Source organism: Helicobacter ailurogastricus, from assembly GCF_001282945.1.
Lineage (GTDB): Bacteria > Campylobacterota > Campylobacteria > Campylobacterales > Helicobacteraceae > Helicobacter > Helicobacter ailurogastricus.
In genome coordinates, this window is record NZ_CDMG01000002.1 from 470558 (window position 1) to 492250 (window position 21693).

21 protein-coding genes are annotated in these 21693 nt (G+C 49.3%); 20 read left to right on the forward strand and 1 reads right to left on the reverse strand.

Annotated elements, in window-relative coordinates; translation table 11 throughout:
• The first annotated feature begins 209 nt into the window (after nt 1–209).
• From HAL07_RS02415 to HAL07_RS02455, 9 genes are all read left to right on the forward strand, one after another.
• Complete coding sequence (locus HAL07_RS02415; RefSeq protein WP_053940896.1) at nt 210–821, forward strand: DUF3943 domain-containing protein; 612 nt, start codon at nt 210–212, stop codon at nt 819–821.
• Nucleotides 822–848: 27 nt separating this feature from the next.
• A complete protein-coding gene (gene ribA / locus HAL07_RS02420) occupies nt 849–1424 on the forward strand; it encodes a GTP cyclohydrolase II (protein ID WP_053944957.1) in 576 nt (191 codons plus the stop codon).
• Complete coding sequence (locus HAL07_RS02425; RefSeq protein ID WP_053940894.1) at nt 1424–2635, forward strand: molybdopterin molybdotransferase MoeA; 1212 nt, start codon at nt 1424–1426, stop codon at nt 2633–2635. Before ribA ends, HAL07_RS02425 begins: the two co-directional genes overlap by 1 nt.
• A gap of 10 nt (nt 2636–2645) precedes the next feature.
• Nucleotides 2646–2867, forward strand: coding sequence for a MoaD/ThiS family protein (locus tag HAL07_RS02430; protein ID WP_053944958.1), 222 nt, complete (start codon nt 2646–2648; stop codon nt 2865–2867).
• Nucleotides 2867–3304: a molybdenum cofactor biosynthesis protein MoaE gene (locus tag HAL07_RS02435; RefSeq protein ID WP_053940892.1), complete on the forward strand. Its 438-nt coding sequence runs from the start codon at nt 2867–2869 to the stop codon at nt 3302–3304. The genes HAL07_RS02430 and HAL07_RS02435 overlap by 1 nt, the downstream gene beginning before the upstream one ends.
• On the forward strand, nt 3301–3828 hold the full coding sequence (gene mog / locus HAL07_RS02440; protein ID WP_053944959.1) for a molybdopterin adenylyltransferase: 528 nt from the start codon (nt 3301–3303) through the stop codon (nt 3826–3828). Before HAL07_RS02435 ends, mog begins: the two co-directional genes overlap by 4 nt.
• A complete protein-coding gene (gene moaC / locus HAL07_RS02445) occupies nt 3821–4291 on the forward strand; it encodes a cyclic pyranopterin monophosphate synthase MoaC (protein ID WP_053944960.1) in 471 nt (156 codons plus the stop codon). The genes mog and moaC overlap by 8 nt, the downstream gene beginning before the upstream one ends.
• Nucleotides 4292–4358: 67 nt before the next feature.
• Entirely contained in the window at nt 4359–5114 is a 756-nt protein-coding gene (locus HAL07_RS02450) for an HpaA family protein (protein ID WP_053940889.1), read from the forward strand.
• Entirely contained in the window at nt 5114–7228 is a 2115-nt protein-coding gene (locus HAL07_RS02455) for an LTA synthase family protein (protein WP_053944961.1), read from the forward strand. Before HAL07_RS02450 ends, HAL07_RS02455 begins: the two co-directional genes overlap by 1 nt.
• A 32-nt stretch (nt 7229–7260) precedes the next feature.
• Here the strand turns inward: HAL07_RS02455 and flgL are convergent, their stop codons facing one another.
• Nucleotides 7261–9795 (reverse strand): flagellar hook-associated protein FlgL, encoded by a 2535-nt coding sequence (flgL, locus tag HAL07_RS02460; RefSeq protein WP_053944962.1) that lies wholly within the window; start codon nt 9793–9795, stop codon nt 7261–7263.
• A gap of 125 nt (nt 9796–9920) precedes the next feature.
• On the opposite strand from flgL, the gene rplU reads away from it, so the two are divergent.
• The 11 genes from rplU to HAL07_RS02515 are packed head-to-tail and all read left to right on the forward strand — an operon-like array spanning nt 9921 to nt 21674.
• Nucleotides 9921–10235: a 50S ribosomal protein L21 gene (gene rplU / locus HAL07_RS02465; RefSeq protein ID WP_053940886.1), complete on the forward strand. Its 315-nt coding sequence runs from the start codon at nt 9921–9923 to the stop codon at nt 10233–10235.
• Nucleotides 10236–10246: 11 nt separating this feature from the next.
• Complete coding sequence (rpmA, locus tag HAL07_RS02470) at nt 10247–10504, forward strand: 50S ribosomal protein L27 (protein ID WP_053940885.1); 258 nt, start codon at nt 10247–10249, stop codon at nt 10502–10504.
• A 5-nt stretch (nt 10505–10509) separates the two neighbouring features.
• Nucleotides 10510–12072, forward strand: a complete 1563-nt coding sequence (locus HAL07_RS02475; protein ID WP_053945050.1) for an ABC transporter substrate-binding protein — start codon at nt 10510–10512, stop codon at nt 12070–12072.
• A complete protein-coding gene (locus HAL07_RS02480; protein WP_053944963.1) occupies nt 12072–13076 on the forward strand; it encodes an ABC transporter permease in 1005 nt (334 codons plus the stop codon). The genes HAL07_RS02475 and HAL07_RS02480 overlap by 1 nt, the downstream gene beginning before the upstream one ends.
• Complete coding sequence (locus HAL07_RS02485; protein ID WP_053940883.1) at nt 13076–13930, forward strand: ABC transporter permease; 855 nt, start codon at nt 13076–13078, stop codon at nt 13928–13930. Before HAL07_RS02480 ends, HAL07_RS02485 begins: the two co-directional genes overlap by 1 nt.
• Before the next feature lies 1 nt (nt 13931).
• The gene (locus HAL07_RS02490) at nt 13932–14789 is read left to right on the forward strand and encodes an ABC transporter ATP-binding protein (RefSeq protein ID WP_053944964.1); all 858 of its coding nucleotides are present in this window, start codon (nt 13932–13934) and stop codon (nt 14787–14789) included.
• Nucleotides 14783–15553 carry an ATP-binding cassette domain-containing protein gene (locus tag HAL07_RS02495; RefSeq protein WP_053944965.1) on the forward strand — a complete coding sequence of 257 codons (771 nt, stop codon included), beginning with the start codon at nt 14783–14785 and terminating at the stop codon, nt 15551–15553. The genes HAL07_RS02490 and HAL07_RS02495 overlap by 7 nt, the downstream gene beginning before the upstream one ends.
• A 5-nt stretch (nt 15554–15558) precedes the next feature.
• Nucleotides 15559–16524 carry a GTPase ObgE gene (gene obgE, locus HAL07_RS02500; protein ID WP_053944966.1) on the forward strand — a complete coding sequence of 322 codons (966 nt, stop codon included), beginning with the start codon at nt 15559–15561 and terminating at the stop codon, nt 16522–16524.
• Nucleotides 16525–16527: 3 nt separating this feature from the next.
• Nucleotides 16528–17400: a bifunctional riboflavin kinase/FAD synthetase gene (locus HAL07_RS02505; protein ID WP_053944967.1), complete on the forward strand. Its 873-nt coding sequence runs from the start codon at nt 16528–16530 to the stop codon at nt 17398–17400.
• Between the two features lie 45 nt (nt 17401–17445).
• On the forward strand, nt 17446–19371 hold the full coding sequence (gene tkt / locus HAL07_RS02510) for a transketolase (protein WP_053944968.1): 1926 nt from the start codon (nt 17446–17448) through the stop codon (nt 19369–19371).
• Nucleotides 19368–21674, forward strand: coding sequence for a PD-(D/E)XK nuclease family protein (locus HAL07_RS02515; protein WP_053944969.1), 2307 nt, complete (start codon nt 19368–19370; stop codon nt 21672–21674). Before tkt ends, HAL07_RS02515 begins: the two co-directional genes overlap by 4 nt.
• Nucleotides 21675–21693 lie beyond the last annotated feature (19 nt).

Consider the following 21693-nt stretch of genomic DNA (forward strand, 5'->3'; position numbering starts at 1 on the left):
TAATGCAAATCTAAATGGTGGCGTTATTTTTATGGCCCTTTAAAGCGTGGGCGGTGTGGCCTTTAGGGTTTTTGCATAGGAACTTTCTTAATAATAAAAATCAAAAACAAGGATGGCAACGCATCAAAGAACTTTGGGCTTGTTTTAAGTTTGTTTGTGTAAAAATCGCCCTTTATCTGGGTAGGCAAACTTAAATGAAAGGTGGTGCTTTGTTATCCCGTTATTTTCTCCCCCAAGAGAACTTAGCTTTTGTACCCAACCACCGCCTGCGCTATTTGAGCTTAAGTGTGGCGTGTTTGGGAATTGCCTTTATTCTAGGCATCATTGGGTTGTATTTGATGCCAGAGAGTGTAACGCACTGGACGAAACAAAAATTTGGACTCATCAGTTGGCTTGAAAATGTCCATTTAGGCCCCGTGTTTGACAACGATTTATTTGTTTTTAATTGGGTCTTGCACCCCTATTTCGGCGCGATTTATTACATGCAAGCTCGGGTAGCGGGGTATCGCTTTTTAACGGGGGTGGTCTTTACGGCCTTGGTTTCTACTTTCTTTTGGGAGTATGGGCTGGAGGCCTTTGTCGAGATTCCTAGCATTCAGGATTTAATTTGCACCCCCACTTTAGGCCCGCTTGTGGGCGAGATTTTCTACCGCATCAGCCAGAGGCTACAACAGCCCAACAAATTGCCCAAAATCTTTACAGAGTGCGCGCTCTTTTTCTTGGATTTTATCGGTTTTAGTATCCAAAAATTGGGCTTTGCCAAGGCCTGTGGGATTTGTAACAAAAACGCCATTTACCATCAATCTACCCCAAAATGCTAGATTCACCCCCTATAAAGTGAGGTTTTTATGCAGTTTCAAGTTTCAAACCAAGCCAAGTTGCCGACCCCCTTTGGCACCTTTTGCTTACAATCTTTTAAAGAACAACAGGGGGCTTTGGAGCTGGACCATTTAGTGGTTTTTACCAAAGAATTAGGCAAAACACCCCTAGTGAGGGTGCATTCAGAGTGCTTGACCGGCGATGTCTTTGGCTCGCAAAAATGCGATTGCGGGGGGGAGTTACACATGGCATTAAAGCGCATCGGCAAAGAGGGAGGGATGTTGGTCTATTTGCGTCAAGAGGGGCGGGGCATTGGGCTTTTTAATAAAATCAACGCCTACGCTTTGCAAGACCAAGGCTATGACACCGTAGAGGCAAACGAGGCGATCGGCTTTAAGGACGATGAGAGGGACTACACCATCGTTAAGCACATTTTCGAGCATTATGGGCTTGAGAAAATCCGCCTGCTCACAAACAACCCTAAAAAAATCGAAGCCATTGGGGCTTTTGTGCAAGTGGAGCGGTGCAGCATTTTAGTCAAGAGCAATTGCCATAACCAGCAATACTTGCAGACCAAAAAGCTTAAAATGGGGCATTTGCTCTAATGCTAAGTTTTCACGAGGCTCTAGAAGTCATTGGGGCGAGTTTTTTAACCCCACTAGGTAGCGAGAAGGTCTTGTTTGCGGACGCTTTGGAGCGGGTTTTGGCTGAGGACATTTTGGCCCCAAAGGATAGCCCCGCCTACCCCACAGCTAGCATGGATGGCTACGCCTTTAGGTTAGAGGATTTGGATTTGTTGCAAACCCAAGGGTTGCTCGTGCAAGGGATCAACCCCGCCAATTTACAAGAGCCTCCCATGTTAAAGCCCGGTTGCTCGTTTAAAACCTTTGTGGGGGCAAAAATGCCTATTGGGGCAGATGCGCTTGTCATTGTGGAGGAGGTGCAAGAGCAGGCCGAGCGGATTTTTCTCACCCACAGCAGTGGATGTTCCCACGAGAGCGGGCATTATAATTGGATTAGACCCGTAGGATCACAGCACAAAAAAGGAGCGGTGGTGCTCTCTAGGGGCGATAAAATCACGCCTTATAGTGTGGGGGCCTTAGCCGAGCACAACCAAGTTTTTGTGCAAGTGTATAAAAAACCCAGAGTGGGGATTTTAAGCGGGGGGGCAGAGATTGTGGAGGTGGGCGCGCCCATTGAGGGGGTGCGCAGCGTGAATAACCACATGCTAAAGGCGATGGCTAAACAGCTAGGGGGCGAGGGGGTGCTTTACCCGCTTTTGCCCGACAAGCAAGAGAGCATCGAGCAGGCCATTTGCCACGCCTTTAGAGATTGCGACATGGTCGTTACAACCGGCGGGATGAGCAAGGGGGACTTTGACTTCACCCAGCACGCCATCGCCAATGTGAGCGAAATTGCCTTTAAATCCGCCAAAATCAAGCCGGGCAAACCCGTAGCTTACAGCATTCACGCCAAAGACGGCACGCACAAGCCCCTGCTAGCCTTGCCGGGCAACCCTCCCGCCGCCGCCCTCACTTTCTATCTTTTTGGCACGGCGATTTTTGCCAAACTCTTTAATATCCCCTACGCCCCGCCTTTTATACAAGCCATCTTAGAAGACGACTTTAACAAACACGAGGAACGCATGGAGTTTTTGGCTTGTTTTGTGCGCTTAAAAGAGGGGCGTTATTTTGCCAGTTTGCGCCCCAAGGCGCATCTATACGACACACAGAGCGCGCTTTTGGTGCTTGAAGAGGGGGCGCGGCACTACAAAAAGGGCGAAAGCCTTGCGCTCTTGTTGCACCATATTTTTTAAGGAGCTTATTATGGTATCTGTGCGCTTTTTAGGACCGATTAAAGAGGAGAGCCTAGAGTTAGACATCACAAATTTAGAAGGCTTGCGCCAAATCTTGCACGCAAAAGCGCAGGTCAAGCCGTGGCTAGCCATGAGCGCCATTGCGTTAAATGGGGTGCTTATCGAAGACATCAACACTCCCTTAAAGGCGGGCGATGAAGTTGTGGTTTTGCCGCCCGTGTGTGGGGGCTGATGTTAGAGATCGTTGAGGGCGCGCTTGATACAGGCGTGATTTACAGCGCGTGGGCTAGGCTGTGTGTTGAAAAAAACTTAGGCGCTTTGTGTGTCTTTAGTGGATTTGTGCGCCCTGAAGAGGGGCTAGAGGGTTTGAGTTTTGAGGTGTATATGCCCCTATTTGAGGCGTGGTTTCATGCATGGCAGCAACGGGCGGGGGCTGGAGGGGTGTTTTTGTGTTTGGCACACTCAATGGGGGATGTGCTCGTGGGGCAGAGCTCTTACATGGCGGGTTTAATGGGTGCGCACCGCAAAAAGGCGCTAGAGCTTTATAACCCCTTTATTGAGGACTTTAAGCGCAACGCCCCCATTTACAAGTACGATCTTAAAAACGGGCAAAGGATTTACGCCAAAGATCGAAGCCATCCATTGAAAGGGAGCGGATTATTGCAATGACAACCATTAAAATAGGTGTAGTGGTGGCAAGCGATCGCGCCAGCACAGGCATTTACGAGGATTTGAGCGGACTAGCGATTAAAGAGGTCTTGGGCGAATACATTTTAAACCCCCTAGAGTTTCTTTACCGCTTGCTGCCCGATGAGCAAAGCGCTTTGGAACAAACTTTAAGGGAGTTGAGTAAAGATTGTGCCCTCATCGCCACCACAGGAGGCACGGGGCCAGCCCCAAGAGATGTTACGCCAGAAGCCACTAAAGCCGTTTGCTCTAAAATGTTGCCCGGCTTTGGCGAGCTGATGCGTGCGGCCAGTTTAAAATATGTCCCCACAGCGATACTATCGCGTCAGAGTGCGGGCATTTGTGGCTCAAGTTTGGTTGTGAATTTACCCGGCAAGCCCAAGAGCATTAGGGAGTGTTTAGAGGCGGTGTTCCCGGCGATTCCTTATTGCATCGATTTAATCGGGGGCCCCTACATTGAGGCAAACCCTAAAAACATCAAAGTTTTTCGCCCCAAAAATGCTTAACCATTTAGACAGCCACCAAAACCCCACAATGGTGGATGTGGGCGCAAAGGCGCACACAGAGCGCAAGGCCATTGCCAGCGGACAAATTAGCATGGGCGCGCAGGCTTATAGGGCGGTTGTGGAGCAAAAGATCGCTAAGGGTCCGGTGTTGCAAACTGCCATCATCGCCGCCATTATGGGGGCTAAACAAACCAGCTCTTTAATCCCCCTATGCCACCCCCTAAGCTTATCAAGCGTGCAGGTGGAGGTGCAAGAGCTAGAGGAGCTTTGCGCTTTTAAATTGCGCGTGAGCGTTACACACACGGGGCAAACAGGCGTAGAGATGGAGGCCCTTACGGGGGTGAGCGTGGGGCTTTTAACGATTTATGACATGGCCAAGGCGGTGGATAAAAGCATGGTGATTAGTGGCATTTGCCTGGAATTTAAAAGCGGGGGCAAGAGCGGGGATTATAAGCGCCCTTAAGCCGTTAGCATAAGTGCGCTATAATAAGAGCTTCACCTAAAAAATAACACGACTTTAAGGAGAATAGATGCAATTAAAAACATGGTTATGTGGGGTGGGGCTAGCCGCCGTTCTTGCGGGGTGCGGACCGGACATCATCGTTACGAACAATGTCCCCTTGCGCTTGGCCTACAAGAGCCAAACCGCTAAGGCCCCCGCCACACACAAACAAATCATGATCTTAAAACCCCTGTTCCAATACAGCGACAATATTGTCAAAGAGTATGAAAACCGCTTCAAAAAGCAACTTGTGCTAAAAATCCAAACCTTGCTCGAAAATCAGGGGTATAAGGCCACGATTTTAGATGTGAGCGATAAAAATGACCTGACCTTTTCACAAAAACGGGACAATTATTTAGGGGTGGAACTGAGCGGAGAGATTGTGTTAAGACCTGATCCTAAAACCACAGAACAAAAGAAATCCAGCCCCGGGCTTATTTTCTCCACAGGCATGGATGTTACTAGAGGCGCGCTCTTGGCGATGGGTTATATTAAGGTGGTCTTCATTGAGCCAGAGAGCGGGGAGGCGGTCGATTCGTTCATGATCGATCTTAGCGAAATTGATGTGCGCGAGCCCTTTGTACGCTCCAGCCGATCCGAGCACACCGGGGGGCTTTTAAGCTCGCTTTACAAAGGCAAGGACGACTCGAATGATGCCGTAAAAAAGGCGTTAAACACCATCTTTAGTGCCGTGCTCGCTAAAATTGACGCAAAAATGACCCAAGAAAAAATCCAAGCCTACTCCAAAGACATCGCCGATCTAAAAGCCCAACGCAAGTACTGATGCCATCCCCCCGTTTAGATTGGGCTAAACGGGCAATCAACGCCCTCTTAGACGCTCTTGTTTTTAGCCTTTTTTTGAGTTTATTTTTAAGCCTTTTGAGGGTGGGCTTTATCGCTTACAGTGGGATTTATAAGGGCGCACTGGCCTCTCCCCTGCCCTTAGATCAAATCACTCAAGTGCTCAAAGACGGCTTTAAGTACGACAACCACATGGCCGCCGCCTTTTCTTTAATTTTCTTGCTAATCGCCCTTGTGCACTCTAGACTCGGCCATTTTTACGCCTTATTTGTGCTGGCCCTTTGCCTTGCCTTGCAGGTGGCAAACATCACCTACTACGAGATTTATGGCGGGGTGTTTGACACAAATTTACTAGACGCGTTTAACCAGACCCCCAAAATTTTAATGGGCATGGCATTGCATAGCGAACAGCACATCCCCACTAAGGTGTTTGTGTGGCTGGCATGCAGCGTGCTGGCAGGCTTTGTTTACCACAAACTGGGGCGTGCAAGTGATGGGCTTGCTGGGGTGTTGCAAAATTTGCCCTTTAAGCCCGTGTGTGGCTTGCTTGTGGCTAGTTTTTCTGTGTGGATGCTCTATTGCATCAATGCGCGCTTGGGGTTTAAAGGCGTTTCGCTAGACACCGCCGTTAAACCCGCCAAAAACCCTTTTTTACGCCAAGTAACCCCGGGGGCGTTTAGGGATTTATATTTGGTCTTTAAAGATTATAAAAAAAGCCACCATGTCCGCTTTGCCAACTTCACACATAAAAGCCTATTGCAAGCCAGCATAGATTATTTTAACTTGCCCCCCACGACCAAACTCCCTCTAGACTTAAGAAAACTCTTAAGCCACACGAGCCAAAACCCCAGCCCCTCCACCATTAGACATGTTTTTTACATTGTGTCCGAGTCGCTCTCTAGCTGGCACTTTGACCCTAGATTTGATGCGATCCACTTAGTGAGTGCCCTAAAAAGCCTCAACGACCAGCAACACGGCTTTATCTTTCCTCTATTCATAGAAAACGCTAAACGCACGGTCAAGAGTCTAGATGTGCAACTCACAGGGCTGTTTAACATCAACGACACAAATTTTGTCAATATGGGTGTGCATATCCCCAGCCTGCCCACCGCCATAGGCAACCAAATGAAAGGGCTAGGTTTTGACAACACCTTTTATTATGGGGGCAGCGGGATTTGGAATAGATTAGATCGCTTTAGCAAAAGAGAAGGCTTTGATCATTTTATTTTCAACACCTATTTAATGGACTTTGCCAAAGCCCAGCTAAAGGCCAACCCCAAAGCCTACCCCCAACCCTTAGAAAACGATTGGGGCGTGCATGACAATGTGCTTTTTGACTACATTTTAAAAAACACCCCCACCCACAAAAAAACCTTTAGCATGGTGATGACTTTAAGCAATCACCCCACCCGCAATGTCAATTTAAAAGCCTTTGGCGTGCCCGTTGAGAAAATACAAGACTTTGTCAGCCGCTCCAAAGATCAAAACATGCCCAGCGCAAACTTCTTAGGGCACATCTATTGGTACGACAAAATCTTAGTGGATTTCATCAAAAAGGCCAGTGCAAAATTCCCCAATTCTCTCTTTATCATCACAGGCGATCACTTTGATCGCAGTTTCATCTACGCCAAAGATAATCACTACTGGACTAAAAGCGTGCCTCTCATTATTTATGCTCCAAGCTTAAAGCCTAAACTTGCCGCGTGCATTGGCGCACACATTGACATTGCCCCCACGATCATGGAGCTGGTCGCGCCTAAGGGCTACCCATACGCCAGCTTTGGCAAACCCCTTTTTAAAAACGCCACCAATAGCACCGACACGCCCAAAGATTGTGCCGCGCGAGAACCCTTCGTGTGGGGGCAATCTAAAGATTTTGCTTTGGGTTTTGAGTCGGTGGCAGGACAGAGCCAAAAAAGCGGACTGGATTTTATCTACACGGATGGCGGCGCGCTCTTGTATGTCAAAAACCACGCTTGGATCAAAGCCCCACTTTTAGAGGCAGACATGGCCCTAGCCAAAGAGCTAAAAGACAAAAACCAAATCGCCAATGGCCTTAGCTGGTATTTTTTATTTAAAGGAGCCATTTTAAAGTAGGCAACCAAACATGGCTTAGTTGCCAAAACCGCTCAAAGATAGTTTGTAAGGCTCATTTGGTTAATCTTGCTCGCCGAGGCTAAGGATGCATCGTAATTGTTGCGCAGTTGGGCGAACTTGTTGTAGGTTTGGGCGACATCGGTGCCTGTGGTGTCGGCACGGATCGACTCGACTTGGTTTTTCAACACTTCATTGCGGCGCATGACATGGGAGAAGTTGCGGCTATGCGCCCCATTGGAGGCGATGATTTTTTCAATGTGATCGCTCAAGTGATCGATGAGGGCGATGCCATTTTGTATCCCCGTGTTACGCATTTCAGGGCCATAGCCTTGCAAGCTGTCTGGGCGATCGATCCCCTCGCGCACCGCTTCAATCACTTGGTCCAATTGTTTGAAAAAGTGGATATGCGGGGTGTCGATCGTGGGGGCGTTGTTGGCATTAAGGCGGATAGCGGGCGTGTCGCGTCTTAAACTCTCAGGACTAAAGTCGCTGGCCTTATTGTCGTAAAACATGAATTGCATGGGGGTCTTGGAGTGCATTTTATCGTGGATTTGCACTTGCCCCCGATCGTTGAGATTCACATCTACCCGCTCATCGGCTTGCTTTAAGAGGGATAAAAACGCGTCTTTGCTCGCTTTAGAGGGCGCACCCGCTTGGGCTTGCTCGTATTCTTTGGGGTCGCTGTTGCTAAAATTAAAGGCTAGCGTCATTGCGTCCATCAGCTGGCGGTAAGTGAAGTCATTAGGCTTGGTGAGGTGTGGGGGGGTGTCGTCTCTATTGTAAAGGGGGATGTGATACACCCCCCCGCTTTTCTTAGGCAAGTCTAAAAACGCCCCCCCGGGGCTTAGGTGCAACTGGGCTTTCACATCTACGCCATTATTGTCCTTAAGCACCATGGTGTAATCTTGTTGGGTGATTTTTGCCCCCATGGCAGAGGCGAGCGTGCTGGCCCCTGTGGCGTAATCCATGCTTTTAGGCACGATCTGAGACACATTGCTGTGTAAATACGCCCCTTGTCGGCTGAAGTAGGTTTGCTTATAGGTGTCGGCGTAATCTAGAGGCAAGGCTTGAGTGGGCGTGCCCTTAGCATCTAGGCTCGTGATCTTCAAGCTAAAGCCACTTTCACCATCAAAAGGGGGTTTGTTGCTGTCATGCGCCTTGTTGCGAACATTGTTATCCACGACCCTTAAATGCCCATCGTTAGACAGCTCGACATCTAATTTCCCCCCAAAGTGGCTTTTAATGCCATCCATTAAATCTTGCATGGTGGTGGTGGGGGTGATGGCTAAAATCAAAGGCTCTAGGGGGGTTGTGTCTATGTGGCCATCGGGTTTATTAGGGCGTGTGCCTTCAAGTTTGAGGCTAGCGACACTGGGGCCTAGTATGTCTTTTAGGGGGGTGTTTCTTGTGGCAGGGGTGTTGTCTTCTGTGGTGATGAACGCGCTTTTAATGTCGTGCATGCGGTGATCGTAGGGGTCCAGCGTGCTTTGCAAGCTCTCTAGCGAGCGGTTAGCCACAAACGCGCTTTTGACATAGGTGCTCACCCTAGCCCCACTGGTAAAGAGGTCGTTTAAATCATCTACATTTTTTTCACTTGAGAGCATGTGAAAGTCTAGGGCCGCGCGCCCCGGGGTCAAGTCTCTAATCTCAATCTCCCCCCACGCGTTTAAGGACACCTGCACGACTTGGTTGGTGGAGGTGTTGCCATACGCCTTGCCGATTTGATCCAACAAATCCTGCACTCTAGTGGCATCGGCTTTATTGTTATAACCCTTATCCAGCGCAAACTTTGCCTTAAAGGCACTCCCATCGGGGCGCACGCCTTGCAAGTAAAAATACTCGGGTTTGTCGTTGCGTGGGTCGTTGTCGGTGTCGCCAATGAGATCGCGCAAAGTGTCTTGGGCGTTGATATAGACTTCTTGCGGGTTTTGGGTGCGGTTGTAGGCATCCATAATATCTGGGTGCAACTTGCTTTGGTTGAGCTTTTTAATGTTGGCGGTGATGATTTTTTGGCGATCGACATCTTTACCCAAAAAGAGATTTTGCCCGCTGATGTTGTAGGGGACTAAATTATTCGAGCCGATCAAGGCATTTAAATTTTCGTTGTTGCCGTAGTAATTGCCCGCTTTATCAAAGGGGGGGCGATCGACCTTGCTCCCGCCAAAGAGATACTCGCCCCCAATAGAGGTGTTGGCGACATTGATCATGTGGTCTTTGAGTTTGGCTAGGTCTAGGGCGATGGCTTGACGGGAGGTCGTGGAGTGCACATCGCTGGCGGCTTGAATCAATTTTGTTTTAAATTGCTCCATCGTGCTGGAGAGCTCGCTTAGAGCCTTGTCGGTGTTGAGCGTGGAAGTGTAGGCACTTTGGGCGACATCGTGGGCCTGATCGAGCGTGTTGGATTCAAAGCCGTATTTGAGGTTTTGGTTATTGACATTGTTGTTTTGATAGCCGTACTCGGCTTTAAGCCCGGAGGCGATTTGGTTGTTGGCGGTGTTGAGTTTGTTTTGGAGCGCATTTTGGTAGTAGTTGATTTGGTTGTAGCGGTTGCTATCAGTGATGCGCATAAGACTTCCTTTTCAATGTAACTCATCCCAAACATGCAATATATATACCACTTTGCTAAGGTAAAATTTTAGGTTTCTTATGCTAGAATGGACTCTAATTTTAATTTCTAATTTTAGGCGGAGATATGTTTTACGCGGTCTTTAAGAATGGGGGCAAGCAGTACAAGGTGCAAGAGGGCGACATCGTCCTATTGGATCACATGGGCTTAGAGCCTAAGACAAATTTTCAAATCCACGAAGTGTTGGCCATCTGCCAAGAGGGGCAGGTGTCTTGTGGCAACCCTTTTTTAAGTGGGGCGCAAATTGAGGCAGAAGTCATCAACGAGGGGCGGGGCAAAAAAGTCGTGATCTTTAAGAAACGCCGCCGCAAGGACAGCAAAACTAAAAGGGGCTTTCGCCGCGACTTCACCCGCGTCAAAATCACAAAAATCGTAGCATAAAGGATTAAAGCATGGCACACAAGAAAGGGCAGGGCAGCACCCAAAATAACCGCGACTCCGCGGGGCGCAGACTAGGCGTTAAAAAGTTTGGTTCAGAGTTCGTGCGGGCGGGCAACATCATTGTACGCCAAAGAGGCACAAAAGTACATCCGGGTAAAAATGTCGGCATGGGCAAAGATCACACCATTTTTGCGCTCATTGATGGTGTGGTGCTTTTTAGCCACAAAGACAAGCACCGCAAGCAAGTTTCTGTCATGCCGCGAAATTAAGCATGATGAAAACCCTCACCCTTTTTTGCCTTAGCTGTTTGTGCGTGTGGGCGAAAGAGGGCGGGACCTTGATTTACGCGAGGGGAGCGGATGGTTCGGGGATGGACCCCGCCTTAGTTGTGGATGGGGAGAGTTACGCCGCCACTTCTAACATCTATGAAACCCTTGTGCGTTTTAAATACGGCTCTACAGAGATTGAGCCTGCTTTGGCGAGCAGTTGGGAGATTTCTAAAGACGGCCTGATCTACACTTTCCACCTGCGCCGTGGCGTTTATTTCCAAACCACCCATTATTGGGACCAAAAAACCGAACTCACCGCTAAAGATGTTCTTTTTTCTTTTGAGCGGCAAATGGGACAGATGCCCTACTACAAGGGAGGCAAATCTTACGGCTACTGGGCGAGCATGGGCATGTCCTCGATCATTAAAAAAATCGAGGCTTTGGATAAATACACGGTGCGCTTCACTTTAAAACACCCCGAAGCCCCATTTTTGGCGGATTTGGGGATGGACTTTTTAAGCGTGCTGAGTGCCGATTACGCCGCCCACTTAAAGAGCCTGAATAAAGAGGACGAACTCACGAGAAAGCCCATAGGCACGGGACCCTTTAAGTTGGCGACTTGGTTTAGAGACGATAAAGTTGTCTTGTTAAAAAACTCCGATTATTGGGGGTCTAAGGCGCATTTAGACCGGGTGGTTTTAAGGGTGATCCCTAATCCTTCTGTGCGCGCTTTGGCGCTGCAGCGAGGCGAGGTGTCGATCATCAATGCCCCTAATCGCAATGAAATCCCCCGCTTGGCGCACTTGCCCGGGGTGGCTGTGGATGAAAAGCCCGGGCTCTTTGTCACTTGGATGAGTTTAAACTTAGAAAAAAAGCCCTTTGACAACCGCCTTGTGCGTCTGGCCATCAACCACGCCATCAACACACAAGACTATGTCAAAATCGTGTATGAAAACTACGCCACGCCCGCGATCAACCCCATGCCCCCCACAATGTGGGGCTACAACAAGGACATTAAGCCCTATGGCTATGACTTGAAGTTGGCTAAAGAGCTCTTGGCTAAAGCCGGCTACCCCAATGGTTTTGAAACCACGCTTTTTACTGCCTCTAAATATAACAAACAAGCCGCCGAGTTTGTGCAAGCACAGCTGGCTAAAATTGGCATCCAAGTAAAAATTGAGTTTTTTGAGTGGGGGACTTACCTTAAAAAGGTGGCGATGGGCGAGCATAAAATGGCCTTTAGTGGTTGGAAGGCCGACACCCCGGATCCGGACAATTTTTTATACATTTTGTGGAGCAAAGAGGCGGCGGCAGAAATCCCCACCCGCAACGACTCTTTTTATAAAAACGATGTCTATTCTAAGCTCGTAACGCAAGCAAAACATCTCTCAAACCAAACCAAGAGGGCAGAGCTTTACAAAAAAGCCCAAGAGGTTTTTCACAGCGATGCCCCTTGGGTGCCTTTGGCTTACCCTTACAGCGTGGTGGCGCGACTCTCAAGTGTGCAGGGCTATCAAATAAGCGGGGTGCAAAATAACCGCTTTGTGCATGTGTATTTTTCTAAATAATGTTGCTTTTTTTGCTCAAACGGCTGTTATGGACGATTCCCACCCTGTTTGGGGTGAGTGTTTTAGTCTTTTCGATGGTGCATTTAGTCCCGGGCGATCCGGCACTTATGATTTTGGGCGAGCATGCCAATAAAGAGGCGATCGAGGCTTTAAGGGAGCAAATGGGCTTAAACAAGCCCCTACTAGAGCAATACCTAAGTTACATGGGGCACGTCTTGCACGGGGATTTAGGCACTTCTTTGGTGTCTGGCGAGAGTGTGTTAGAAGCCTTTTTGCAACGCTTCCCGGCGACTTTAGAGCTGTCTTTAAGCGCGCTCTTCATCGCCGTTGTTGTCGGTCTAGCCACGGGCATTTTAGCCGCCATTAAACGCTATAGTTTGTTTGATAATTTAAGCATGGGTTTTGCGCTTGCCGGTGTGAGCATGCCCGTCTTTTGGCTGGGGCTGATGCTCATTTACTTTTTTAGCGTGAAGCTGGGTTGGTTTCCCGTCTTTGGGCGGCTTAACGATGCCTACTACTTAGACGGGCCCACGGGCTTTTATTTGATCGATAGCCTCATTGCCGGCAATTTGCCCGCTTTTTGGGATACACTGCGCCATTTAGCCTTGCCTAGCATTGCCCTAGCCACGATCCCCACCGCCATCATCGCGCGCATGACCCGTGCGAGCATGCTCGAAGTTTTGCAAGAGGACTATGTCCGCACCGCACAGGCGAAGGGTTGCCCCCCTTGGCGTGTGGTGTTGATCCACACTTTAAGAAACGCCCTAATCCCCGTTACCACCGTGGTAGGGCTCATGCTGGCTGGGCTTTTGGCTGGAAGCATCCTCACCGAAACCACTTTTTCGTGGCCGGGCGTGGGGCGCTGGATGGTCAATGCCCTCAATCAAAGGGATTTTCCCATCATCCAATCCTCAAGTCTGATTGTGGCGGTGATTTTCGTGGGGGCAAATTTGGTCGTGGATCTTCTCTACGCCTTCATCAATCCGCAGATTAGGCTAAGTTAATGGAGCGTTTCAAGACCTTTTGGGAGAATTTTAAGCAAAACAAAGCCGGTTTAGTCGGGCTGTTTTTGCTGGTGGTGTTGGTGATCTGTGCGCTCTTTGCCCCGATCTTAGCCCCCTATGATCCCACTTTGCAAGACGCAAAAACACGGCTTGTGGTGCCCTTCTTTATAGAGGGGGGCAGTGGCACGCACTGGCTAGGCACGGACGATTTAGGGCGCGACATTCTCTCCCGCCTGCTCTATGGGGCGCGCATTTCTTTAACCATTGGTGTCGTTGCAGTGGGGATTGCCGTGTTCTTTGGGGTGATTTTTGGGCTTTTGGCGGGGTATTTTGGTGCTTTGGCAGACATGCTGATCATGCGTTTTATGGATTTAATGCTCTCCTTGCCCTCTATTTTGCTCATCATCATCGTGGTGGCGATCTTAGGCCCCTCTCTTACCAACGCCATGCTCGCCATTGGGATTGTGGGCGTGCCCGGGTTTGCCCGCATTGTGCGCGCCAGCGTCTTAGCCGAAAAGCAAAAAGAATACACCCAAGCGTCTAAACTCAACGGCTCTTCGCATTTGCGCTTAATGTTCGTGGTGATCTTGCCTAATTGCACCGCCCCCATCATCGTGCAAGCCACGATGGGGCTTGCCGGAGCCATCTTAGAGGCGGCGGGTTTAAGCTTTTTGGGGCTAGGGGCGCAACCGCCCAGCCCCGAGTGGGGCGCGATGCTCATGGACGCTTTGCAGTTCATCACCACTTCGCCATGGACTTTGGTGTTCCCCGGGTGCATGATTTTCTTAACCGTGATGGGCTTTAACCTTGTGGGCGATGCGATCATGGACGCGCTCGATCCTAAAAGGGCTTAGTGTGGCAAATCTCTTAGAAGTTAAAGACCTACAAACCTACTTTTCCACCAAGCACGGACTTGTTAAAGCCGTGGATGGGGTGAGCTTTTCTGTCGCCCCCGGGCAAACCGTGTGCTTAGTGGGCGAAAGCGGAAGCGGCAAGAGCATGAGTGCGTGGTCTGTCATGGGGCTTGTCAAACCCCCGGGCAAGGTCGTGGGCGGGCAGATCCTTTTTAAGGGGCAAAATCTTTTAGAGTTTAGCCCTAAACAAATGCAAGCCCTGCGGGGCAGCCAAATTGGCATGGTTTTTCAAGAGCCCATGACAAGCTTGAATCCTAGTTACACCATTGGCTTTCAAGTCGCCGAGGTCTTTAAAATCCACCAGCCCACCCTAAATGTGGCGCAAGTTAAAGAAAAAACCATGCAAGCTTTGGGGCAGGTGGGGCTTGGAGCGGATAAATTCAACGCCTACCCCTTTAACTTGAGCGGAGGGCAACGCCAAAGGGTGGTGATCGCCATGGCGATGGCGTGTGCGCCGGATCTACTCATTGCCGATGAACCCACCACTGCCCTAGATGTCACGATCCAGGCTCAAATCCTAGATTTAATGCAAGGCTTGCAAAAGAGCAAGCAAATGGCGATGCTGTTTATCACGCATGATTTGGGTGTGGTCGCACAACTTGCCGATGTCGTGGTTGTGCTTTACAAGGGTGAGGTGGTGGAGAAAGCGAGCGCAAAAGACTTATTTAACGATCCACGCCACCCCTACACAAGGGCACTACTAGAGGCAATCCCCAAGCCGGGGCAGCGCAAGGTGCGTCTAGCCAGCGTGGATGAAAATGTGAACTACCTAGACTTCCCTAAAGAGTTGCGATGCTAAGAGCGCAAGACTTGAAAAAATCCTATGGGGCGTTTGAGGTGCTAAAAGGGATCAACTTCACCCTAAATCCGCAAGAAATCCTAAGTCTCGTGGGCGAGAGTGGGTGTGGCAAGAGCACGGCGGCTAAAATTTGTGTCGGGATGCACCCAGCTAGCGCGGGCGAGGTGTTCTTTGAGGGCAAGCCCTTAAGCAAATTTAGAGCAAAAGAGTGGCGCGCTTACCGCCAAAGCGTGCAAATGGTGTTTCAAGACCCCTACTCTAGCCTAAACCCGCGCTGGCGTATCCAAGACATCATCGCCGAACCCTTGCTGTTAAACACGAATTTAAGCAAGAGTGAAAGGCATAAGCGGGTGCTAGAAATCATGGCGCAAACGGGCTTAAAAGAGGAATGGGCGCAAAGATACCCCCACCAATTCTCCGGCGGGCAACGCCAAAGGGTGGGGATTGCAAGGGCGTTGATTTTACACCCCAAAGTGCTCATTTGCGATGAGCCCGTGTCCGCTTTAGATGTGTCGATCCAAGCACAGATTCTAAACTTGCTCTTGGACTTACAAGCCCAGCTGGGTTTAAGCTATCTTTTTATCAGCCACGATTTGGGCGTAGTGGAGCACATCAGCGATCGCATTTTAGTGATGGAGGGGGGCGTGATTGTAGAAGAGGGGGGCGTGGAAAGTGTGTTAAGCGCGCCCAAACACCCCTACACCAAGAAACTTTTAAACGCCATCCCCCACTTAGATAAAATGTTGCAACGATTTAAGGAATAATTTCAATGTTTGTAGATTGTGTAGAAATTAGCGTGACTTCGGGCAAGGGTGGCCCGGGCTGTGTGAGCTTTAGACGGGAGAAATTCGTCATGGAGGGCGGACCAGATGGGGGCGATGGGGGCGATGGGGGCGACATTGTCTTTAAAGTGGATAGCAATAGCGACACCTTAAGTGCCTTTAGGGGCAAGAAGCACTACAAGGCACAAAATGGCGCCCCCGGGGGGCCTAAAAATTGCAGCGGCAAAAGAGGGCAGGATTTAATCATTTCTATCCCCCCGGGCACACAGATTTTTAACAGCGACACGGGGGAGTTGCTTTGCGATTTAGTGGAGAGCGGCACGCAAACGACCTTACTCAAGGGGGGTAAGGGGGGGCTTGGCAATGTCCGCTTTAAGAGCGCGTCCAAACAACGCCCCACCTACGCCCAAAAGGGCATCGCCGGCACGAGTTTAAACTTACGCCTAGAGCTTAAACTCATCGCCCATGTGGGCTTAGTGGGCTTTCCAAATGCGGGCAAAAGCACGCTCATTAGTGTGCTCTCCAACGCCCGCCCTAAAATCGCCCCCTATGCCTTCACGACCTTAATCCCCAATTTGGGCGTGGTGCAAGCCGGGCAGTTTCAAGAGTTCGTGATGGCAGACATCCCCGGGATCATCTCAGGGGCAAGCGAGGGCAAGGGTTTGGGGCTAGACTTTTTACGCCATTTAGAGCGCACCAAATTTTTATTGTTTGTGCTAGACACCACCTACGACATCCACGAGCAATATCAAGAGTTGCGCCACGAGTTGGCGCACTTCTCTAATGAATTGGCCCAAAAGGATTTTGGCATCGCCTTGAATAAAATAGATGCAGGGCAAGCCCCCGAGTTTAACGCTCCACAAGCGCGCTTTATCCTGCCCATCTCTGCTGCTACCACCCAAAACACCGGCCAGTTATTGCAACTTTTGGCGCAAGCACTGCATTTGGGCTAGTCCATGCCCCTTTTTTTTGCCAAAGATTTTAAAGATACAGAAAACACGAGCCTAGCCATCGGCAAGTTTGACGGCGTGCATTTGGCGCACCAAAAACTTTTAAGCTTGCTAGATGGCAAGGGGGCAGTGCTGATTGTAGATTGGTTGCAAAATAAACCCGCCCTAACCCCACTAAAAGAGAGGATTAAATTACTCAAAACTTTTGTCAAACAAGTCTATTTTTTACCCCTAGAGAAAGCAAGTAGGCTGGTGCCGGCGGATTTTTGCGCCCTTTTGCTCTCTAAGGGGGTGTGTTTGCAAAAAATCGTGGTGGGCTATGATTTTCACTTTGGGCTCAATAAAATGGGAGACACCCAAGCCTTGCAAAATCTCTTGCCCGCTCACATCCGCCTAGAGGTCATGCCCGCTTTCAAAATCAAGGGCATGGCCTTGCACGCACGGCACATCCGCGCCTGTTTGCAAAGGGGCGAGGTGGCTTTGTGCGCGCAGTTTTTAGCCCGCCCCTTTAGCCTAGAGGGGGCGGTGATCTTGGGGCAACGCTTGGGTAGTAAAGAGCTTTACCCCACTCTTAACATGGCTGTGCCTAAAAACGCCCTTTTGCCCGCTTTTGGGGTGTATGCCGTGCGGGTGCAACTTGAGGGCAGCCCAAGCGTTTTTGAGGGGGTGAGCTTTTTAGGCGAGAGGCTGAGTACGGATAAGCATTTGGCGCTAGAAACGCACATTTTAAACGCTAAAATCCCCACTCCGCCCAAAACCTTAAGGGTGTCCTTTATCCAAAAAATCCGCGACAATACATTTTTTGCTAATCTGCAAGACCTAAAAGCCCAAATTTTTACAGACATACAAAAGGCAAAAACCCTCTTAAAGACCCAGTAAGAGCAAGTTTGTTAGAATAGCCCCTATTTCCACAAAAGGCGTTTTATGGACTCTGCTCTAAGTTTAAAAGACATCCTAACTTTAGAAAAAATGGCAAAAACCCTGCGCTTTTTGTGCGCCGACATGGTGCAAGAGGCCAACAGCGGACACCCCGGCGTGGCGATGGGCTTGGCCGATGTGGCTGTGGTTTTAAGCCAGCATGTGCGCTTAAACCCTAAAAACCCCGAGTGGCTAGGCAGGGATCGTCTGATCTTTAGCGGAGGGCATGCGAGCGCGTTGGTGTATGCGCTTTTGCATTTATGGGGCTTTGATGTCAGCTTAGAGGATTTAAAAGCCTTTAGAAAATTGCACTCAGTAACCCCGGGACACCCAGAGTTTAAACACACCCCGGGGGTGGAGGTCACCACAGGTCCGCTAGGGCAGGGCTTTGCTAATGCGGTGGGTCTAGCGATGGCGGGCAAGTTGGCGCAAAACATGCTAGGCGATGCTTTTAAGCACAAGGTTTATTGTTTGTGCGGGGATGGAGATCTGCAAGAGGGGATCAGCTATGAGAGCGCGTCCTTGGCGGGGCATTTAGGGCTTGATGATCTCATTGTGCTTTACGACAGCAATACCATCACCATTGAGGGGGACACAAACCTAGCCTTTAGTGAAAATGTGCGCTTGCGCTTTGAGGCGCAGGGCTGGGCGGTGCTTGCTTGTGATGGGCACGACTTTTTAGACATTGACAAGACCTTAAACACCGCTAAAAAGAGTGATAAACCCACTTTAATCATCGCCCACACGACTATTGGCAAGGGGGCACTAGAGCTAGAGGGCAGTGCCAAGACACACGGCGCGCCTTTGGGGGCGGAGGTGATCGGGCGGGCCAAAGAGGCTTTAAAGTGGCCCAGTGAGGCTTTTTACATCCCCGAAGAGGTGAAATTGCATTTTAGCTTGCAAAAGGGCGAGGCTTTAGAGAGCCTTTGGGCGCAAGGCTTAAGCGTAGAAGTGCAAGAACAAATCGCCCACTTGCAAGCCAAAGACTTTAGCCAAGTGGCTTACCCCACTTTTGAGCTAGGGCAAAAGTGCGCCACGAGGGCGAGCAATGGGGCGATTTTAAACGCCCTCAGCCAAGCTTATTTGGGCTTTGTGGGCGGAAGTGCAGATTTGGCCCCGTCTAACAACACCCGTTTAAAAGCAGAGGGGGATTTTTTAAAGGGGCAGTGGGGGCGCAATTTGCACTTTGGCATCAGAGAACACGCCATGGGGGCGATTTGTAATGGGCTGGCGAATTATGGCTTGTTTGTCCCCTTTTGTGCGACCTTTTTTGTCTTTAGCGACTATTTAGCCCCCGCTTTGCGCCTAAGTGCGCTGATGCAAAATCAGGTCTATTATGTCTTTACCCACGATAGCATCGGTGTGGGCGAGGATGGGGCGACTCATCAGCCCATAGAGCAATTAAGCCACTTAAGGGCGATCCCTAATTTTGAAGTCTATCGCCCTATGGACGCGCATGAAAATGTCCTTTGTTGGCAAGTGGCGTTAAAACGGAGCAAGAGTGCTGCCTTTGTACTCTCTAGGCAGGATTTAGAAGTGGCAAGCACGGCTAGTTTAGAGCAGGTGCAAAGGGGGGGATATGTGCTTTATAAGAGCCCCAAAGAGCCACAAATCAGCCTCCTTAGCAGTGGGAGCGAGGTGTTGCCTTGTTTAAAAGCCGCCCACTTACTAGAGGCTGAGGGGGTTGGGGTGCAGGTGGTGAGCGTGCCTTGTTTTGATCTCTTGTTGCAGCAAGAATTAGAGTATTTAAACACGCTCTTGGTGGGGCGGGTGTTGGCTGTAGAGGCTAGCCGTGGGCTGGAGTGGTTTAAGTTTGCCGATGAGGTGTTTGGCATGCAAAGTTTTGGCAAATCTGGCAGGGGGGCGGATTTGTTTAAGCATTTTGGTTTCACGCCTGAAAATATCGCCAACAAGGCTAAGGCGTTGCTGTGAAAGAGCCCTTGTATGTCTTTAGCCACCAAAGGGCGTGCAAGGCGTTTTGGGCCAAGCAGCCTGATGGCTTTTTGCCCACAGCTCTAAGCGCTAATGAGTTTTATAACCAAATCAGTTACATTCCGAGTCTAGTCAAAATCCCTAAGAGTGTGCGCCGTTTGCTCTTAGCTAATGCCATTGAAAGGGTCCTAGAAGATCTGCCTAGTGAAAAGGATGAACATTTATTGGTTTTTAAGAGGAGTTTTTTAGGCTATTTGGAGAGCAGCAATTTTGTGGGGCACTTTTTCAACGAGCTGGCCAAATTTGACTTAGACATTCACCAAATCCAAGATCGAGACATTTATGGCGATTTCACCCACCATCTAGAAGTGCTGGAGCGCATCTATAAGCACTACACCACACAGCTAAAGGATTTGGGTTTTTACGACCCCATCTTGCGCCTAAAACCCAAACTAGTCCCCCCCGTGTTGCAAAGGTTTTCAAGGGTGGAATTTTATTTGGGTGGGTCTTTAAACCTCTACGAGCAAGAATTGCTTTTTGCCGTGAGCGCGCTTGTGCCCGTGTTTTTGCATGTAAGAGTGGATCGCTACAACAAGGACTTTTTAAATTTTTTAAAGTTAGATTTGAAAGAGGACTTTAGCTACAAGATTGACTTGCAAGCCTTGCAAGAAGGCAAGGATGCCTTGATACAGAGCGCACATAAACCCCTTAGAACTGAGAACATTCGCATCCACCACTTCAACAGCCGCCTAGAGCAAGTGGGGCTTGCTTTAGCCAAGGTGCAAGAGTGGCTAGAGGCAGGCTTAGAGCCTTCAAAGTTAGCCATCATCACCCCCGATTCGAGCCTAACGGCGCACTTGCACCTTTTAGACACCCAGCGCAATTTAAACTTCGCCTTTGGACAAAATGTCAAATGGGCTTATCAGGCTTACTTTGAGGCTTTAAAGCATTTACAAGCAAACCCTGACACGCCCCCCCTAGAGGATTTAAACGCACAATGCGAGGCACTGATGGCTGCACTAAAAGCTTCTCAGGCTCTACAAGACTTCCACCAAGAGTTTTACAACACACACGCTAAGGTGAAAGCCCTCTTGCCCCATTACACCTTTGATAATTGGCGTGAGCTTTACACCCGCGCGCTCGAAGAACAGCGAGTGGATGACACCACAGGCGGGCAGGTGAAAGTCTTGGATGTGCTGGAGTGTCGGGGGCTAGATTTTGATAGGGTCGTGATTTTAGACTTTACCGATCAGCTTGTGCCAAATTTGGCAGATCACGACCTTTTCTTAAACAGTAAAATCCGCGCAAGCCTCAACATCCCCACCTTAAAAAACAAGCAGAATTTACAAAAACACTACTACTACCAAATCCTAAAAAACAGCCAAGAAATCGACATCGCCTACCACAGCGCGCACAACGCCACGCACTCTAAAATGCTTTTAGAATTAGGGCTAGAGGGGCAAATTGTGCAGGGGGCTTTTAACCTTTTCCCTCCCGAGCGCAAACACCCTTACCAAGAGGACACTTGCACGGCTTTAATCCCTCCCAATTTTATTTTTAGCGCTACGAGACTGAACGATTTTTTAGCTTGCCCTAGGCGCTTTTACCTTAAATATTTGCAACACTACACCCCCCCAGAGAGTAAAAACGCCAGCACGGGGATATTCTTGCACAAGCTTTTAAAGACCCACTATGAACAGCATCCCACAACCCCCATCACTGCCGCAACTTTATTAGATCTGGCCAAAACCGACCACCCCAAATGGCAACAAATGAGCGCGCTCGAGCAATTTAGCTTTGAAGTGATCGTGGATAAAATGCAAAGCTTTTTTGACAAAGAGCGCACAAGATTACAACAATGTCAGGTTGTGGCGTGTGAAAAAAAATTTACATTTTCTTTAGCGGGTTTTACCCTTACAGGGCAGATCGATCGCATAGACAAATTTAATGACGGCTCGTGTGCCCTCCTTGATTACAAATTTAAAGCCTCAAAAGAGCTAAAAGCCGACACCCTAGAGAGCGTCAAAGAGAGCCAAGATTTTCAACTAAGCCTTTATGCTTTGGCTGTGGCAGCAGAGCTAGGCCATGCTAGCTTGCAAGCGTCCTTTTACAGCCTAAAAGATGCAGAGTTGATCACAGAAACAACAGGAGTTTTACAAGCCAAACAAGAACGATTGATCCAAATTTTAGAGAGTTTTAAACGCCCCATTGACTTTGTTAAAAACGCCCATAAGAAAAATTGCCAGTATTGCGCCTACCAAGACATTTGCGGCGTGGAGTATCAAGAAAGGAAAGGCTATTAAGCTTGGGTTCCTTGTCCTG

Bases quoted from the DNA above. Each gene is read 5' to 3' on its own strand.
- HAL07_RS02485 (WP_053940883.1), top strand. From the start codon at position 13,076: ATGGAGCGTTTCAAGACCTTTTGGGAGAATTTTAAGCAAAACAAAGCC.
- obgE (WP_053944966.1), top strand. From the start codon at position 15,559: ATGTTTGTAGATTGTGTAGAAATTAGCGTGACTTCGGGCAAGGGTGGC.
- rpmA (WP_053940885.1), top strand. From the start codon at position 10,247: ATGGCACACAAGAAAGGGCAGGGCAGCACCCAAAATAACCGCGACTCC.
- mog (WP_053944959.1), top strand. From the start codon at position 3,301: ATGACAACCATTAAAATAGGTGTAGTGGTGGCAAGCGATCGCGCCAGC.
- ribA (WP_053944957.1), top strand. From the start codon at position 849: ATGCAGTTTCAAGTTTCAAACCAAGCCAAGTTGCCGACCCCCTTTGGC.
- rplU (WP_053940886.1), top strand. From the start codon at position 9,921: ATGTTTTACGCGGTCTTTAAGAATGGGGGCAAGCAGTACAAGGTGCAA.
- flgL (WP_053944962.1), bottom strand. From the start codon at position 9,795: ATGCGCATCACTGATAGCAACCGCTACAACCAAATCAACTACTACCAA.
- HAL07_RS02505 (WP_053944967.1), top strand. From the start codon at position 16,528: ATGCCCCTTTTTTTTGCCAAAGATTTTAAAGATACAGAAAACACGAGC.
- tkt (WP_053944968.1), top strand. From the start codon at position 17,446: ATGGACTCTGCTCTAAGTTTAAAAGACATCCTAACTTTAGAAAAAATG.
- HAL07_RS02450 (WP_053940889.1), top strand. From the start codon at position 4,359: ATGCAATTAAAAACATGGTTATGTGGGGTGGGGCTAGCCGCCGTTCTT.
- HAL07_RS02495 (WP_053944965.1), top strand. From the start codon at position 14,783: ATGCTAAGAGCGCAAGACTTGAAAAAATCCTATGGGGCGTTTGAGGTG.
- HAL07_RS02455 (WP_053944961.1), top strand. From the start codon at position 5,114: ATGCCATCCCCCCGTTTAGATTGGGCTAAACGGGCAATCAACGCCCTC.
- HAL07_RS02480 (WP_053944963.1), top strand. From the start codon at position 12,072: ATGTTGCTTTTTTTGCTCAAACGGCTGTTATGGACGATTCCCACCCTG.
- HAL07_RS02430 (WP_053944958.1), top strand. From the start codon at position 2,646: ATGGTATCTGTGCGCTTTTTAGGACCGATTAAAGAGGAGAGCCTAGAG.
- HAL07_RS02475 (WP_053945050.1), top strand. From the start codon at position 10,510: ATGAAAACCCTCACCCTTTTTTGCCTTAGCTGTTTGTGCGTGTGGGCG.
- HAL07_RS02435 (WP_053940892.1), top strand. From the start codon at position 2,867: ATGTTAGAGATCGTTGAGGGCGCGCTTGATACAGGCGTGATTTACAGC.
- HAL07_RS02425 (WP_053940894.1), top strand. From the start codon at position 1,424: ATGCTAAGTTTTCACGAGGCTCTAGAAGTCATTGGGGCGAGTTTTTTA.
- moaC (WP_053944960.1), top strand. From the start codon at position 3,821: ATGCTTAACCATTTAGACAGCCACCAAAACCCCACAATGGTGGATGTG.